The 16,048-nt window shown below is 46.0% G+C and carries 13 protein-coding genes; 8 read left to right on the top strand and 5 right to left on the bottom strand.

Going from position 1 to position 16,048, the window contains the following annotated elements:
• Positions 1 to 9: 9 nt before the first annotated feature.
• The 3 genes from BOQ04_RS10065 to BOQ04_RS10055 form a co-directional block, all read right to left on the bottom strand.
• On the bottom strand, positions 10 to 4,743 hold the full coding sequence (locus BOQ04_RS10065) for a glutamate synthase-related protein (protein WP_425334242.1): 4,734 nt from the start codon (positions 4,741 to 4,743) through the stop codon (positions 10 to 12).
• Positions 4,744 to 4,972: 229 nt separating this feature from the next.
• Positions 4,973 to 5,653 (bottom strand): transposase, encoded by a 681-nt coding sequence (locus tag BOQ04_RS10060; protein WP_076024571.1) that lies wholly within the window; start codon positions 5,651 to 5,653, stop codon positions 4,973 to 4,975.
• A 12-nt stretch (positions 5,654 to 5,665) separates the two neighbouring features.
• Positions 5,666 to 7,843, bottom strand: a complete 2,178-nt coding sequence (locus BOQ04_RS10055) for a penicillin-binding protein 1A (RefSeq protein ID WP_233126763.1) — start codon at positions 7,841 to 7,843, stop codon at positions 5,666 to 5,668.
• A gap of 323 nt (positions 7,844 to 8,166) precedes the next feature.
• Between BOQ04_RS10055 and BOQ04_RS10050 the strand changes: the two genes are divergently transcribed.
• Genes BOQ04_RS10050 through aroB form a run of 4 tightly spaced genes read left to right on the top strand, consistent with a single transcriptional unit; the run spans position 8,167 to position 11,538 of the window.
• Positions 8,167 to 8,802, top strand: coding sequence for a hypothetical protein (locus BOQ04_RS10050; RefSeq protein ID WP_158025495.1), 636 nt, complete (start codon positions 8,167 to 8,169; stop codon positions 8,800 to 8,802).
• On the top strand, positions 8,802 to 9,911 hold the full coding sequence (locus BOQ04_RS10045) for a secretin and TonB N-terminal domain-containing protein (RefSeq protein WP_083657588.1): 1,110 nt from the start codon (positions 8,802 to 8,804) through the stop codon (positions 9,909 to 9,911). The genes BOQ04_RS10050 and BOQ04_RS10045 overlap by 1 nt, the downstream gene beginning before the upstream one ends.
• A gap of 51 nt (positions 9,912 to 9,962) precedes the next feature.
• Positions 9,963 to 10,448: a shikimate kinase gene (locus BOQ04_RS10040; protein ID WP_076024568.1), complete on the top strand. Its 486-nt coding sequence runs from the start codon at positions 9,963 to 9,965 to the stop codon at positions 10,446 to 10,448.
• A gap of 7 nt (positions 10,449 to 10,455) precedes the next feature.
• A complete protein-coding gene (gene aroB, locus BOQ04_RS10035; RefSeq protein WP_076024567.1) occupies positions 10,456 to 11,538 on the top strand; it encodes a 3-dehydroquinate synthase in 1,083 nt (360 codons plus the stop codon).
• Between the two features lie 15 nt (positions 11,539 to 11,553).
• Here the strand turns inward: aroB and cyaY are convergent, their stop codons facing one another.
• Positions 11,554 to 11,934: an iron donor protein CyaY gene (cyaY, locus tag BOQ04_RS10030; RefSeq protein WP_083657599.1), complete on the bottom strand. Its 381-nt coding sequence runs from the start codon at positions 11,932 to 11,934 to the stop codon at positions 11,554 to 11,556.
• A gap of 47 nt (positions 11,935 to 11,981) precedes the next feature.
• On the opposite strand from cyaY, the gene lptM reads away from it, so the two are divergent.
• On the top strand, positions 11,982 to 12,170 hold the full coding sequence (gene lptM, locus BOQ04_RS11075; protein WP_420875848.1) for an LPS translocon maturation chaperone LptM: 189 nt from the start codon (positions 11,982 to 11,984) through the stop codon (positions 12,168 to 12,170).
• Positions 12,170 to 13,468, top strand: a complete 1,299-nt coding sequence (lysA, locus tag BOQ04_RS10025) for a diaminopimelate decarboxylase (protein WP_076024566.1) — start codon at positions 12,170 to 12,172, stop codon at positions 13,466 to 13,468. The genes lptM and lysA overlap by 1 nt, the downstream gene beginning before the upstream one ends.
• A gap of 80 nt (positions 13,469 to 13,548) precedes the next feature.
• Here lysA and BOQ04_RS10020 read toward each other — a convergent pair whose 3' ends face one another.
• Entirely contained in the window at positions 13,549 to 14,268 is a 720-nt protein-coding gene (locus BOQ04_RS10020; RefSeq protein ID WP_083657587.1) for a c-type cytochrome, read from the bottom strand.
• A 114-nt stretch (positions 14,269 to 14,382) separates the two neighbouring features.
• Between BOQ04_RS10020 and yihA the strand changes: the two genes are divergently transcribed.
• Both yihA and hemB read left to right on the top strand, forming a co-directional pair.
• Positions 14,383 to 15,048 carry a ribosome biogenesis GTP-binding protein YihA/YsxC gene (yihA, locus tag BOQ04_RS10015; RefSeq protein WP_076024565.1) on the top strand — a complete coding sequence of 222 codons (666 nt, stop codon included), beginning with the start codon at positions 14,383 to 14,385 and terminating at the stop codon, positions 15,046 to 15,048.
• Positions 15,032 to 16,048, top strand: coding sequence for a porphobilinogen synthase (gene hemB, locus BOQ04_RS10010; RefSeq protein WP_076024564.1), 1,017 nt, complete (start codon positions 15,032 to 15,034; stop codon positions 16,046 to 16,048). The genes yihA and hemB overlap by 17 nt, the downstream gene beginning before the upstream one ends.

The following is a 16,048-nucleotide window of genomic DNA, read 5'->3' as shown; positions in this document are numbered from 1 at the left end:
TTATATTGATTAAGCAGCAACGGTTTTGTTTTGGGCTTTTTCCCACAACTCACCCAAGGCGCGCTTGTACTCAGTTGGCAATACCTTTACAAAGCGGCTACGTGCATTTTCCCAATCGGCCAGCAAGGCTTTGGCACGCTCAGAACCAGTGTGACGGAAATGACGCTCAATCAAGCTCTTCAAAATTTGCTCATCAGTTAAGCGCTCACCACCATCTTTCACATCAAGCGGAGCGTGCCACTCAGATTGAGGAACCTTGGCGATTTGCTCGGCTGATGGCAATACTTTTTCAAGTGTGGCCATACTGGTATTGCAGCGTTTAGCGAATAAGCCATCTTCGTCATAGACATAAGCAATACCGCCGCTCATACCTGCAGCAAAGTTACGACCTGTTGCACCAAGAACTACTACCGTGCCGCCGGTCATGTATTCGCAACCATGATCACCAGTACCTTCAACAACTGTAGTGGCGCCAGAGTTACGAACAGCAAAACGCTCGCCAGCAACGCCATTGAAGAAGGCTTCTCCACTGATGGCTCCATAGAGAACAGTATTGCCAACAATAATGTTCTGAGCAGTATCACCACGGAATTCGTGAGGGGCACGCACAATCACACGGCCACCAGACAAACCTTTGCCGACATAGTCATTGCCGTCGCCCACCAAATCTAAGGTGATGCCACGCGCCAAGAAGGCAGCAAAGCTTTGTCCAGCCGTGCCATTCAATTGAATATGAATCGTGTCATCAGGTAAACCTGCATGGCCATAACGCTGAGCAAGCTCTCCTGAAAGCATAGCGCCTACAGTGCGATTCACATTCTTTACAGGAACAATGAACGAGACCTTTTCGCCACGCTCTAAAGCAGGCTCACTTTTCTCGATCAAGATATTGTCTAGGGCGTTTCCTAGACCGTGATCCTGGGTCAAAATTTGATAACGCGGAGCATCACTTGCAACTTGAGGTGCTGCAAAAATTTTGCTGAAATCTAAGCCATGTACTTTCCAGTTCTCAATACCTTTGCGGGTATCGAGCAAATCAACGCGCCCAATTAAGTCATCAAATTTACGAATACCCAATTGCGCCATGATCTCGCGTACCTCTTCAGCAATGAAGAAGAAGAAATTCACTACGTGCTCTGGCTTACCAGAGAATTTTTTGCGCAGCTCTGGATCTTGTGTAGCAACGCCAACCGGGCATGTATTTAAATGACACTTGCGCATCATGATGCAACCCTCAACGACCAAAGGTGCTGTGGCAAATCCAAACTCATCAGCGCCCAATAAGGCACCAATCACCACATCACGACCGGTCTTCATTTGACCATCGGCCTGCACACGAATACGGCTACGCAAACCATTAAGAACCAAAGTTTGCTGTGTTTCAGCTAGACCCAATTCCCATGGTGAACCAGCATGCTTGATGGAGGACAAAGGCGACGCCCCTGTTCCACCGTCATGACCAGCAATCACCACATGATCCGCTTTTGCCTTTGCAACACCAGCAGCAATGGTGCCAACACCCACTTCAGATACAAGCTTCACTGAAACGTCTGCCGCAGGATTGACGTTCTTAAGATCATGAATCAATTGAGCAATGTCTTCAATCGAGTAAATATCATGATGCGGAGGAGGAGAAATTAAGCCCACTCCCGGAACTGAGAAACGTAATTTACCAATGTAATCGGAAACTTTACCGCCAGGTAGCTGACCACCTTCTCCAGGCTTAGCGCCTTGAGCCATCTTAATCTGAATCTGATCAGCAGAACGCAAGTACTCAGTAGTCACACCAAAACGTCCAGATGCGACCTGCTTAATTTTGGAGCGCAAGGAGTCGCCGTCGAGCAAAGGTATATTTGCTTCAACAACATCATCACCCAAGATGCTAGCTAACGTTTCACCCTTCTTAATCGGAATGCCTTTGAGCTCATTAACATAACGATGCGGATCTTCACCACCCTCACCTGTATTCGACTTACCGCCAATACGGTTCATAGCGATAGCTAAGGTAGCGTGTGCCTCAGTTGAAATTGAACCCAATGACATCGCACCGGTTGCAAAACGTTTGACGATTTCTTTGGCAGACTCAACCTCATCCAAAGGAATTGCTTTACTTGGCTCGATCTTGAACTCAAACAAACCACGCAAAGTCATTTGACGCTTGGTTTGGTCATTAATCAGATTGGCGTACTCTTTATAGGTCTGATAGCCTTTATCTGAACCCATGCGAGTAGAGTGCTGCAGCTTGGCAATCGTATCTGGAGTCCACATATGATTTTCACCACGAATACGGAAGGCGTATTCGCCTCCAGCATCGAGCATGTCCTCCAAAACTGGATCATCACTAAATGCTGAAGTGTGCATACGCAACGCTTCTTCAGCCACTTCAAATACACCAATACCACCAACGTTAGAAGGAGTACCGGTGAAGTACTGATCAATCACATCGCGATTTAAACCAATCGCCTCAAAAATTTGTGAGCCGGTATAAGACATGTAAGTCGAGATACCCATCTTTGACATGACTTTTTGCAGACCCTTGCCAATCGCTTTGACAAAATTCTTGACTGCTTTTTCTGGCGATAAATCACCAGGCAAGCCCTTAGCCATCTCAGCCAATGTTTCCATGGCGAGGTAAGGATGCACGGCTTCAGCGCCATAACCAGCAAGCAATGCGAAGTGATGCGTTTCACGTGCGCTACCAGTTTCCACCACCAAGCCAACATTGGTTCGCAAGCCTTTTTGTACCAAGTGCTGATGAATCGCAGAAGTTGCCAGTAATGCCGGAATTGCAACATGCTCTCGATCGACTTGACGATCGCTGACGATCAAAATGTTGTAACCGGAACGCACTGCATCGGCAGCTTGTGCACATAAAGAAGCTAAGCGCGCCTCGATACCCGCTTTACCCCATGCTGCTGGATAGCAAATATCGAGCTCGTATGAGCGGAATTTACCGTTGGTGTAATGACCAATGTGACGAATTTTTGTAATGTCATCAAAATCCAAAATTGGCTGGCTTACTTCCAAGCGCATTGGAGGGTTGATATTGTTGGTATCGAGCAAATTAGGTTTGGGCCCAATAAACGAGACCAAAGACATGACCATGTTTTCGCGAATCGGATCAATCGGAGGATTGGTTACCTGCGCAAACAATTGCTTGAAATAGTTATAAAGCGGCTTATTCTTGTTAGAAAGGACAGCTAATGGGCTGTCATTACCCATCGAACCAATCGCCTCCTCACCATTCATGGCCATTGGTGCCATCAAGAACTTGATGTCTTCCTGGGTATATCCAAAAGCTTGTTGGCGATCTAGCAATTTAGCCGCTGGACGAATATTGGTTTTTTCATCAATCAGGTCTGCCTTGCTTGCATCCACCTCATCGAGCTTTACTCTGACTGCATCAATCCAGCTCTTATATGGCTTGGCTTTTGAGACTGCATTCTTCAATTCGACGTCATCAATAATACGGCCCTGTTCCATGTCGATCATGAACATCTTGCCAGGTTGCAAGCGCCATTTTTGAACGATTTTGCTTTCAGGAATCGGCAGTACGCCCGCCTCAGATGCCATGATGACCAAATCATCATCAGTCACATAGTAGCGAGCAGGTCTTAAACCATTGCGATCCAGGGTCGCGCCAATTTGACGACCATCAGTAAATGCCATTGCAGCAGGGCCATCCCATGGCTCCATCATGGCCGCATGATATTCATAGAAGGCACGACGGTTATCGTCCATTAAGGCATGCTGTTCCCATGCCTCAGGAATCATCATCATCATGGCTTGTGCAAGTGGATAGCCAGACATTACCAATAATTCAAGGCAGTTATCAAAACAAGCTGTGTCTGATTGGCCAGGATAAATTAAGGGCCACAGTTTTTTCAGGTCATCACCCAATACTGGCGAACTAATCGCACCTTCACGAGCATTGACCCAATTGACGTTGCCCTTGACAGTATTAATCTCACCGTTATGCGCAATCATTCGATATGGATGCGCTAACTCCCAGGCAGGGAATGTATTTGTTGAAAAGCGTTGGTGTACCAAAGCAAGCGCAGAAACGGTACGCGAATCTTGTAAGTCGTCATAGTAAGCGCCGACTTGGTTTGCCAAGAGCAAACCTTTATACACAATCGTACGTGCAGACATTGAAGCAACAAAGTACTCCTTGCCATGCTTCAAATGTAAGTCTTGAATAGCATGACTTGCTGTTTTACGAATGACATACAACTTGCGCTCTAAAGCATCAGTTGTCATGATGTCACGGCCACGCCCAATAAAGATCTGACGAATAAATGGCTCGGTCATACGTACTGTTGGAGACATGGGTAGCTTTACATCTACCGGAACATCTCTCCATCCCAATACCACTTGCCCCTCCAGGCGAACTGTACGCTCTAATTCTTGCTCGCAAGCCAAACGGGAAGCATGCTCCTTAGGTAAGAAAATCATCCCCACGCCGTATTCACCAAATGGTGGGAGTGTGATTCCTTGCTTAGCCATTTCTTCACGGTACAACTTATCTGGAATCTGAATCAAGATACCAGCGCCATCCCCCATCAATGCATCAGCGCCAACTGCTCCCCGATGATCTAAGTTCTCAAGAATTTTTAAACCTTGAGCAACAATCTCATGGGATTTTTTACCCTTGATGTGCGCTACAAATCCAACGCCGCATGCATCATGCTCATTTTGCGGGTCATAAAGGCCCTGAGCAATTGGACGAAGTTGTGAATTCATTTGTGTATTCATAGTATTTCCGTGTGGCGACATTGGCCTAATTACTTTTGGAAGATCTAATATAGGTGAATACCCATACTGATGCAATAGAAATTAAATGACTCTGTCCCATTTAAAATACATCCGCACCAAAATGAATTTCATAAATGGGGACAGAGTGAATGGTGAATCATTCAAAGAGACCCCATCATGATGGCAAATAAATTTCCAAGTGATTGTATTTAAACAATTATTTTCGAGGGCGGCCACGATGTCGAATCAGCGCTAACTCCGGCTTATCCTTGAAGAGCTTTTTTGCATAAATGTCACTTACCCAAGGCTTTGACCGAATAAGGGCCTCAGTAATCTGACGATCCTCCCAATGGGGGGATCCCTCTTTTACAAAAGTAGCCCACGCCATTTGCCTCTCAAAAGGCGTATTGCCTAATTTCCAGAAATGTTCATGATCAACCAGCCATCGATCTGAATTGCGGCCAATATGATTTGCGAAACTAGTCCATCCAGAATCTTGCGGTGCTGATTCAAATCCGGCCCGCACCGGGTTTAGCTCAATATACCGCTGACAGCGCAAAAAATAGTCCGGGTCAACCAAAGAGGATCGATAACGACCTTCCCAAATAGTGCCTGAACGATGATGCTGCTGATTGAAGTATTGGACGTAACGCCTACCCAAGGACTGCATTGTCTTTGCCAGGGAATCTTCATTTTGAGGTGTAAGCAATAAATGCACATGATTGGGCATCAAGGCAAATGCATGAACGGAACAAGCAAATTGTTGCGCAGCCTCTCTCAACCAATCTAGATAGATCTTGCGATCGGCATCTTTAAAGAAGAGTATTTCACGGTTGTTGCCACGAACCATGACATGCATTGCTTGGCCAGGAATGACAGTGCGCGCTTGCCGTGCCATTGGAAATACGAACTATTGCAGTTCGCGCACACCACCATTGGGCGCAAACTCTGGAATATACCAATCACCATCAAGTTGAGACACTCCTGCAGGAGCTTCACGTGAAATTTGTGGCACACCTTTTAATGCAGTACCCATATAAGAAATCCACATTGGCAATGCCAATCCTCCACCTGTTTCGTGATCGCCTAGACTCTCCGGTTTATCAAAGCCAATCCAAGCAATAGCAACTACTTTTGGGTTGTAGCCCGCAAACCAAGCATCATGGGAGTCATTGGTTGTACCAGTTTTTCCGGCAATATCACTACGCCCTAATTTTGCCCGCGCACTCGCTGCCGTTCCGGTTTTAGTTACTTCCTGCAACATACTATCCATCACAAATGCGGTTCGTGCATCTAATACCCGCGGCGCATCTTCACCCACGCGCACTGGTTTGGCTTCAAATAAAACATTGCCTTTAGAGTCCACCATTTTTTCAATCAAGTAAGGATCTATTCGATATCCTCCATTGGCAAAAACACTGTAAGCGGTTGCCATTTGCAATGGTGTAACCGATCCCGCGCCCAATGCCATAGTGAGATATGGCGGATGCTTTTCAGGATCAAAGCCAAAGCGCTGAATAAAGTCTTGCGCATAAGAAGGGCCAATTGCACGAATCAAGCGAACGGAGACTAAATTCTTGGATTTCGCAAGCGCAGTACGCAAGCGCATCATGCCGTCATATTTACCATCGTAATTTTTAGGCTCCCATGAGGAGCTTCCAGTCTCCATACTACCAATAGAAAGGGGGGCATCATTAACCATCGTGCTTGGAGAGAAGCCCTTCTCCATCGCAGCGGAATAAATAAATGGCTTAAATGAGGAGCCTGGCTGACGCAGTGCTTGCGTGACATGATTAAATTGATTGCGACGGAAATCAAAACCACCAACCAAAGAGAGAATTGCGCCATTATCTGCATTAACCGATACAAAAGCAGCCTCTACCTGGGGTAACTGGGCCAATTTCCAAACACCAGACTCAACCTCCAACAATCGCACTACTGCACCTGGACGTAAACGTTTTTTAGGTTGGGCGTTATCCGTTAGAGATGCGCTAGCCAATCGCAATGCATCCCCTTTCAGTGTGATGACATCCCCAGTTGAGATCATCACTTGCATCTCTTTAGATTTAGCTTCAAGTACTACCCCGGACTGAAGATCATCTAATTGTGGATATGCAAGCAAAGCCTCATCAATTGCGCGTTGACGCTTTACCGGATCCTCCGGCAAATTAATAAAGCCCTCAGGACCGCGATAGGCATGACGCAAGTCATACTCAAAAATTCCGCGACGCACCGCTTTATATGCCGCGTCTTGATCTGCCTTCAGAATGGTTGTGTAAACATCGATACCTTGCGAATAGATTGCCTCACCATATTGACTAAATAGCAATTGGCGCACCATCTCTGCCGGAAAGTCTGCACGTGTGCTGAACTCGTTGCCTAAACCCCGAATATGCAATTCTTCTGTTTTCGCTTTGAGGTACTGTTCTTGGGTAATGTACCCAAGCTCATACATACGCTGCAGGATATATTCTTGGCGAATTTTGGCACGACGATAATTGGTAACAGGGTTGTATGCAGATGGTGCCTTTGGTAAACCCGCCAACATGGCTGCCTGGGCAATGGAAATATCTTTTAAATTAATTCCGAAGTAAATCTGAGCGGCGCTGGCAAATCCAAACGCCCTTTGTCCCAAAAATATTTGATTCATATAAATCTCAAGAATCTTGTCTTTACTGAGCTCTGATTCGATTTCCCAGGCCAAGAGGATTTCATAGATTTTGCGGCTAAAGGTTTTTTCATTGCTGAGAAAGAAATTACGCGCCACTTGCATTGTGATAGTTGATGCGCCCTGGGCTAAATGACCCCGCAAATTAGCTACGCCTGCCCTTAAAACACCAATGTAATCAACGCCACCATGCGAATAGAAGCGATCATCCTCGGTAGCAATCACTGCATTGCGCATGATCACGGGAATTTCATTCAAGGGAATGACTTTGCGGCGCTCTTCGCCAAACTCGCCAATTAAGACCTTATCGGCCGTATAAATACGTAAGGGGGTTTTGGGGTTGTAATCCACCAAAGCAGAAATCTTGGGCAAATTTGGTTTGGCGATTAAAAAAGCATACCCAAGCAGGAGGGTAAACATCAGGGCAAATGCAACCCCAATAATCAAAAGCGCCTTGATTAGGGGGCTACTTCCCGAAGACGCAAAGGACCCGGGCTCCGAATGAGGTTGGCGTGGTCGCCTATCCGCAGGTCGGATGAACCGCCGATTAAGCGGTGGCTTGTCTTTTGGGGGTAGAGCCATAGAATTGAATTATAGGGGGATATACCCGCTTTTCGGACAGCATTAAAAGCCTTATTTTCTTACTCCCGATTCCACCTTTTCCGATAGCCCAGATTCGAGCAATTCCTAAAAATGTAGGGATGCCCACACGCCATATATCCCCCCAATCTTTCGATGAGATTTTGAGCGACCTAGGAGCTGACCCAGCCATCCCAGACCCCCATGGAATTCGCAAAAATCCGTCTCATCAGGTGCCCCCACCAGATCCAATAAATCATCCCAAACAGGCGCGATGGAGTTCTGTTGATTTTCCAATACAAAGCCCAAAAACCACCCAATTGCTCTTCTTAGCCATCACTATTGGCGGCCTTGCAGCAGCCTTTTTTTTCGCCTTTGAGGCCATGAAAGCCAGTTCAAAGGGGGATATTGAAGGGCTTGAAGCGCAAATTGTGACCCTCAAAAAAGAGCTGGTTTTATTGCGGGAGGATTGGGAGATTAATCAAGAGGACATATATCAGGAAATGGATTTATTAGAAGTAAGTATTCACTCTAATAATATAAAACCCCAAAATATAACCGTCCCTGTCAAATCCACGATACCACCCGAGGAATTGGAATTGCGTCGCTGGCGTTACCTTGGCAGCAGTCAGCAAGGCCACTCCCAGCAGGCATTTTTTCAAACCGGTAAAGGGGTGGTGATACTCCAAAAAGAGGGTCGCGCCCTAGGCGGCTGGAGCATCTCCGATATCCAAAAAGACCTAGTCACACTGTCAAACGAAAAAGGGAAATCAATCGTTTTGAAGAGCTCAAGGAACTAATGAAAGAAACAAAATTTAATTATTTGATAGCCATCCTGGGGTTGGCTTTTTTGCTTATTTTTTCCAGCTCACCTGAGGCTAAGAATTCCGAAGACCAGACCCTCAATCACGGGTCAGTAAGCCTCCAATTTAAGAATATTGAACTTACTGAGTTGCTCCAAATTTTGGCTCAAATAGGCCAAACCAACTTTCTACTGAGCGAGACTATTGGAGGAACAATCTCTGTGAGTCTGAACAACACCAGCTGGCAAACCGCCCTTCACTCCATTTTGGCCAGCAGGGGTTTGCGCATTGTCCGTAACGGCGATATTTACTGGATTGGCCCGCATTCAGAAATTCAGGCATTTCAGAAATTTCGCAGGGAAGACGCAGCATTGCCATTTGGGGGTGACCATATTAATAGCCCAAGGCAGATATTGATTGAAGCCAGAATAGTGGAGGCTGATGAGCGGTTTGCTAGGGAGCTAGGGCTTAAGCTGGGCTATGAGGCAAATCATATTGGCGCCAATCCAGACCAAAAAATCAATGCTAACCTCGATTTGGCTGGGGCAGGCTTGGGGGGCTTTAATCCTGCCACCTTAGCGGCCACACTGGTAAGCAGAAATGCCAGCAGACTGCTACAAATCGAACTCTCATCGCTCGAATCCGATGGCCAAGGTAAAATTCTCTCAAACCCCCGCATCATGACTGGGGATCAGGTGAAAGCGACCATTGAGCAGGGCACCGAACTTCCTTATCAAACCAGCTCTCAAAATGGCAATAAATTGCAATTTAGAAAGGCCAACTTGCGATTAGAGGTGCTACCAAAAATACACCCGGACGGGAAAATTTCCATGCTGGTTGGCATTAATAAAGATACCGTTGGCATGAAAACAGAGCATGGCTATGCCATAGACACGAAAAATCTCAGTTCGGAGGTAACCGTAGAAAATGGCGGCACAGCAATCATCGGTGGAATTTTTCAAACCACAGAACGAGAAGATGAGGTCAAAATTCCGTTCTTAGGCGATATTCCCTTGATTGGGCAGTTATTTCGCCATAAATCCACACTCCAAAACAAAACTGAGTTGTTGGTTTTCTTAACTCCGACCGTATTAGATAAACCCTAATAAAATCGAGAGGTGAACTCTTCGACGAACAATATCTTTCTTATCGGCCTCATGGGCGCCGGAAAGTCGACCGTCGGAAAATTACTTGCAAAAAAATTAGGTCGGCGCTTTTTAGATGCCGACCATGTTATTGAAGAGCGCTGTGGCGTCAAAATCCCTGTCATTTTTGAAATGGAAGGTGAGGATGGTTTTCGTAAACGGGAAGCACAGGCCATTCAAGAAATTACTGCTCAAACTGACCTTGTACTGGCTACGGGAGGTGGAGCAATTATTCTTCCAGAAAATCGCCAATGTTTAAGTGAGCGTGGGACGGTCATTTACCTCCACGCTAATCCAATAGAACTGTGGCATCGCACTAAAGGGGGGGAAGGACGGCCACTCTTAAAAAATGGGGATGCCAGGAGAATTCTTGAGAGTCTCTATGCGATTCGAGATCCGCTCTATAGAGAAATTGCAGACCATGTGATTGAAACTGGTAAACCAAGCGTTAATCAATTGGTCAACACACTTATCATGCAGCTTGAACTCTCAACCTGAAACATTTATGAAAACACTTGAAGTTGATCTTGGCACTCGCAGTTATCCAATTTACATTGGAGCGGACTTAATTGACCAAAGCGCATTATTTAATGCCTGCGAAAAAGCTAGCTCACTTTTTATTGTTACCAATTCAACGGTTGCTCCACTGTACGCAGAGCGTCTCACCAAGACATTAGAAAAGTTTGGCAAGCCAATTCATAAGATTGTTTTGCCCGACGGCGAGTCCTACAAAGACTGGAAGCACCTTCAACTCATTTTTGATGACTTATTGAAATTCGGCGCCGATCGTCAAACGATGTTAATTGCACTCGGTGGGGGCGTCATTGGCGATATGACGGGATTTGCTGCAGCCAGCTTCATGCGTGGGATTCGCTTTATTCAGGTTCCAACAACCTTACTGGCACAAGTTGATTCATCTGTGGGTGGGAAAACAGGTATTAATCATCCGCTAGGCAAAAACATGATTGGCGCGTTTCATCAACCTGTAGCTGTGATTGCCGATCTCAATACATTGAAAACCTTACCAGCACGCGAGCTTTCAGCTGGACTTGCTGAAGTCATCAAACATGGTGCAATCGCAGATGCTCATTTTCTCGATTGGATTGAGGCTAACGCAAGCGCTTTATTAGCTTGCGATACAAATGCAATGGCTTATGCTGTTCTTCGCTCCTGTGAAATCAAATCAGCAGTTGTGTCAGCTGATGAGCGTGAAGGCGGCATTCGCGCAACACTTAACTTTGGCCATACATTTGGTCATGCCATTGAAGCAGGCATGGGCTATGGTCAATGGCTTCATGGGGAAGCGGTTGGATGCGGAATGGTAATGGGGGCGGAGCTCTCCTATCGCTTAGGGCAAATTAACCAAGCGGAATTCGAGCGACTGAGCAAGATTATTCGCTCGATGAACTTGCCTGTTGAGCCGCCAAAATTTGGCGCCGAGCGATACATAGAATTGATGCAAGTTGACAAGAAAACCGAGGGCGGATCAATTCGCTATGTTCTTTTGGAAAAAATTGGCAAAGCGCAAATTAAGAGCGTTCCAGATGCTCAAGTGATCGAAACTCTCTTGGCCACTGGTGCCGCATAAGTTTGATACTGAAACTTATTTGATTAATGTAATTTTCACTGTTTTGCCAGCTTGAGCGCTAGCAAAGGCAGATAAATCGCTCAAAAGCTCTCGGCCAGTCTTAGTATCAGTCCACAAGGGTTGAGCAACTGTTCCCGCCCAACGATAGTGATAACCACCAGATTTAGCAGCAACCCATATCTCATGCAATGGGGCCTGAGTGTTGACCACAATCACGCTACGATCCTTAAAACGGATATTGACTACGCTCCCACCTTGGCGCTCTACATCTAAATCTAAATCCAGATCATCATCAGCAGCCTCTAGGGCTAGCTCGATTGATTGCAATAAATTGCTCCCTAATTGATGAAATTGCCTGTCATCAATCTGCTCTACGCTTGAGTTATTTAGGTTCATCTTTGAGTCCTGCATGCTATATTCAATCATTCGTTTTAGAGATATTCATGATAGCGATTCTTATTCGATCCCTTGGTTTTATATGCCTAATATCCCTTGTAGGATGTGGGGTTAGGGGTCCACTTTATTTGCCAAATGTGCCGCCAGCACCTGTTCCACCTAGTGAGCCTGAGCCGCAAGGCAAACTCTATCCACCTCAAAACCCTGCTTCCAACACAACTTCTCCGGCCCAGTAATGAAAAGTGCTTCCAACCCCATTCCTAATTTAAGTGGATTTTCAGAGCGAAACGGAAGTTGGTATGCCGAAGAAATCCCCCTTTCTGATTTAGCAAGCCAATTTGGTACGCCCCTCTATATCTACAGCAAAAAGTCACTAACTGAGGCATTTCAAGCCTATGACCGCGCCTGCGTTGACCCAACAGGACATCGACGCGCACGTATTCACTACGCCATGAAGGCAAACAGCAATCTAGCGGTAATTGATTGTTTTAAAAAATTAGGGGCTGGCTTTGACTTAGTTAGCGGCGGTGAATTGGCGCGCGCATTAGCAATCGGTGCAGATCCAAAAAGCTTGGTATTTGCAGGCGTAGGTAAATCTGCCGATGAAATAGCACAAGCACTTCAAGCGGGTGTTAAATGTATTAATGTTGAGTCAATTGCTGAGCTACATCAAATTAATCGCGTAGCGCAACAGCTCAATTGTCGCGCCCCGATTTCCTTGCGCGTCAATCCAGACGTGGATGCCCAAACGCACCCTTACATTTCTACTGGCTTAAAAGGCAATAAATTTGGTATTGCCTATCACGAGGTTTTAAAAACATATCGTGAAGCAGCGCTGCTCTCGCAAATAGATGTTGTCGGAATTGATTGCCATATTGGCTCACAAATTACATCTACCTCCCCTTACTTAGATGCGCTAGACAAAGTGTTGGATCTTGTTGAGCAACTTAAGAAAGAGGGTATTACGATTCATCATTTGGATTTGGGTGGTGGCCTGGGCATTTCTTATGGCTCTGAAACACCTCCCGATATCACTGAATTCACAAACACCTTACTGGACCACGTAGCCAAACGGGGCTTTGCCTATCTGGATGTTGTCCTAGAACCCGGTAGATCCTTGGTGGGTAACGCTGGCGTCCTCTTAACGCAAGTGGAGTACCTAAAGCCGGGCGCTGAAAAGAACTTCTGCATTGTGAATGCTGCCATGACTGAACTAATGCGTCCTGCCTTATATGAGGCTTATCACGCCATTGTTCCAGTGCAAAACAAGAATCTAAAAAGCCTTACTTACGATATTGTTGGGCCAGTATGTGAATCTGGCGACTGGCTTGGCAAAGACCGCACTCTCGGCATAGAAGAAGGCGATCTCTTGGCGATCTTATCAGCGGGTGCTTATGGTTTTGTAATGGCATCTAATTACAACACCAGGCCTAAGCCCGCTGAAATTATGGTCGATGGCGATAAGGCTTACGTCATTCGTAGCCGCGAAAATACACAAGATTTATTTAGTAGTGAAGCACGATTGCCAGACTGAATTCTTTAATTCGTACTTACAAATGAGCAATAAAAAACCCCGCTGTTTTAACGGGGTTTTTGTTTTTCAGGCAAGCTTGATTAATGCAATCCAGCCATGTAATCTGCAACGGCCTTCATTTCTTTATCATTCATTTTTGATGAAATCACTGTCATCTTAGGGGCATTTATGCGAGTGCCTTCACGGAAAGCAATTAATTGAGCATTGGCGTAGTCAGCCCATTGACCAGAAAGACGTGGGTATTGAGAAGGAATACCAGCGCCATTTGGGCTATGACAACCCGCACATGCTGGCACACCCTTGGAGGCAATACCACCGCGATAAATGCTCTGACCCAACTCAATCGTGTCCTTATTTGTAGCAACACCAGGTGATGGCTCTTGCTTACCAAGATAAGCTGCGATATTAGCCATATCTTGTTCTGTTAAAGGCGCTGCCATACCCATCATAACTGCGTTGGCACGAGTGCCTTCTTTAAAGTTTTTAAGCTGCTTCACGATGTACGCAGGGTGCTGAGCAGCCAACTTGGGCCAGGCACCTGAGGCGCTCTTACCGTTTGGACCATGACAGCCCACGCAAGCTACAACACCACGGCTAGCATCTCCATTAGAGTAGAGTGCTTCCCCAGCAGCAGGATCTGTTTTAGGCTTACCCGGTACCACCGCAGCAGCAGCGGGAGCAGCCGCTGGCGCCTCCTCTGCCTGGGCAGCCGAGAAACCAGCACCGATAATAGTGAGAGCTAAAGCCATAAAACCAGCACGAACGCTAGTTAATTTGGAGATTTGAGAGGTTTGACGCATTATGTTTACCTTGGCAAAAATTCCTAAAAGTGTTTGGGCCCTACATTTACAACCTTTTACCCAACACCATGAGATATTTCATGATTTTGCGTGATTTTACAATAGCTTCTCAACATGTCTAAACTCTTTCAAGCCAAATTCGCCACAACGGTCAATGACACCCATTGCCTACCGAGCACACCCTTACGTGAGGTAGCCTTTGCTGGTCGCTCAAATGCAGGCAAATCAAGCGCAATTAATGTCCTTTGCAATCAAAAAAGGCTCGCTTTTGCCAGCAAAACGCCTGGTCGCACCCAACACATCAATTATTTTGGCCTTTTCGCCAAAGATGATCTTTTGGCCTATCTAGTTGACTTGCCTGGTTATGGCTATGCAGCGGTCAATCATGAAACAAAATATCATTGGAATGCTCTTTTAAGCGATTATTTACAAGAGCGGGAGCAATTGGTGGGAATGGTCTTAATTGTGGATGCCAGACGAGGCATTACCGATTTAGATGAACAAATGATTCAATGGTTTGTGCCTACCGGCAAACCCATTCATGTCCTGCTGAGCAAATGTGACAAGCTCAATAAAAGTGAGTGCAAGCATGCTTTAGAAGCTGTCAAGAATCGATTACAGCAATATGATCCAGCCCTGCCGGATGGCACTGGAGACTCAAAACAACTCACTGCACAATTATTTTCAAGCACCAAACGGATTGGGCTTGTCGAAGCGGATAATTTAATTATTAAATGGCTATTTGAATCCGAAACTCAAGAAAATGAAATCACAAGCTAATTCTCTTTTGCATTTTCCGGCCCACCGCCCACGTCGTATGCGTCGGGATGATTGGTCAAGACGCCTGATGCAGGAAAACGTGCTGACTGCTAGCAATCTGATCTACCCCGTTTTTCTTCTTGACGGCGCTCATCAGTCAGAATCAGTTACTTCAATGCCCGGGGTAAATCGTCTCTCATTAGATTTGCTCTTTCCCGTTGCAGAAGAATGTGTTGCTCTGGGCATTCCAGTATTGGCACTATTTCCCGTTATCGATGCAGCTTTAAAAACTCCAGATGGAAAAGAAGCTTGTAATCCGAATGGACTGATTCCGCGAGCAGTTGCTGAACTCAAGAAGCGATTCCCCGAATTAGGAATCATGACCGACGTTGCCCTAGACCCCTACACAAGTCACGGACAAGATGGCGTTCTGGATGCAGATAACCGCATTCTCAATGATGAAACTACTGCTATCTTGGTGGCGCAAGCCCTTACCCAAGCCCAAGCAGGTGTCGATATTGTTGCGCCCTCAGACATGATGGATGGTCGCATTCAAAAAATTCGAGAAGCACTTGAGCAACAGAATTTAATTCATACGCGCATCATGGCCTACTCCGCTAAATTTGCCTCCGCTTTTTATGGGCCATTTCGTGATGCAGTAGGTTCTGCAAAAAATTTAGGTAAGGCCGATAAAAAAACCTATCAAATGGATTCAGCCAATACTGACGAGGCTTTGCGGGAGGTTGCACTAGATATTAATGAGGGCGCTGATATGGTGATGGTCAAGCCTGGTATGCCTTACTTAGATATTGTACGGCGTGTTAAAGATGCATTTGAGTACCCCACTTATGCATACCAAGTAAGTGGCGAATATGCAATGCTCAAAGCGGCCGCACTCAATGGTTGGCTAGATCATGACAGTGTCATGATGGAATCATTACTCGCGTTTAAGCGTGCCGGTGCTGATGGCATCCTCACCTACTTCGCACTTGAGGCAGCACGCCTACTCAAATCGAAGTAA

It is taken from the genome of Polynucleobacter sphagniphilus, from assembly GCF_001953355.1.
Lineage (GTDB): Bacteria > Pseudomonadota > Gammaproteobacteria > Burkholderiales > Burkholderiaceae > Polynucleobacter > Polynucleobacter sphagniphilus.
Note: the sequence above shows the minus strand (reverse complement) of the source record. Positions and strands in the feature narration are given on the sequence as shown.

What these genes read in the sequence shown, in the direction of transcription:
- aroB (WP_076024567.1), top strand. Translation starts at nt 10,456, where the DNA reads ATGAAAACACTTGAAGTTGATCTTGGCACTCGCAGTTATCCAATTTAC.
- BOQ04_RS10060 (WP_076024571.1), bottom strand. Translation starts at nt 5,653, where the DNA reads ATGGCACGGCAAGCGCGCACTGTCATTCCTGGCCAAGCAATGCATGTC.
- yihA (WP_076024565.1), top strand. Translation starts at nt 14,383, where the DNA reads ATGTCTAAACTCTTTCAAGCCAAATTCGCCACAACGGTCAATGACACC.
- BOQ04_RS10055 (WP_233126763.1), bottom strand. Translation starts at nt 7,843, where the DNA reads ATGTTTACCCTCCTGCTTGGGTATGCTTTTTTAATCGCCAAACCAAAT.
- BOQ04_RS10020 (WP_083657587.1), bottom strand. Translation starts at nt 14,268, where the DNA reads ATGCGTCAAACCTCTCAAATCTCCAAATTAACTAGCGTTCGTGCTGGT.
- hemB (WP_076024564.1), top strand. Translation starts at nt 15,032, where the DNA reads ATGAAATCACAAGCTAATTCTCTTTTGCATTTTCCGGCCCACCGCCCA.
- lptM (WP_420875848.1), top strand. Translation starts at nt 11,982, where the DNA reads ATGATAGCGATTCTTATTCGATCCCTTGGTTTTATATGCCTAATATCC.
- BOQ04_RS10045 (WP_083657588.1), top strand. Translation starts at nt 8,802, where the DNA reads ATGAAAGAAACAAAATTTAATTATTTGATAGCCATCCTGGGGTTGGCT.
- lysA (WP_076024566.1), top strand. Translation starts at nt 12,170, where the DNA reads ATGAAAAGTGCTTCCAACCCCATTCCTAATTTAAGTGGATTTTCAGAG.
- BOQ04_RS10040 (WP_076024568.1), top strand. Translation starts at nt 9,963, where the DNA reads ATGGGCGCCGGAAAGTCGACCGTCGGAAAATTACTTGCAAAAAAATTA.
- cyaY (WP_083657599.1), bottom strand. Translation starts at nt 11,934, where the DNA reads ATGAACCTAAATAACTCAAGCGTAGAGCAGATTGATGACAGGCAATTT.
- BOQ04_RS10065 (WP_425334242.1), bottom strand. Translation starts at nt 4,743, where the DNA reads ATGAATTCACAACTTCGTCCAATTGCTCAGGGCCTTTATGACCCGCAA.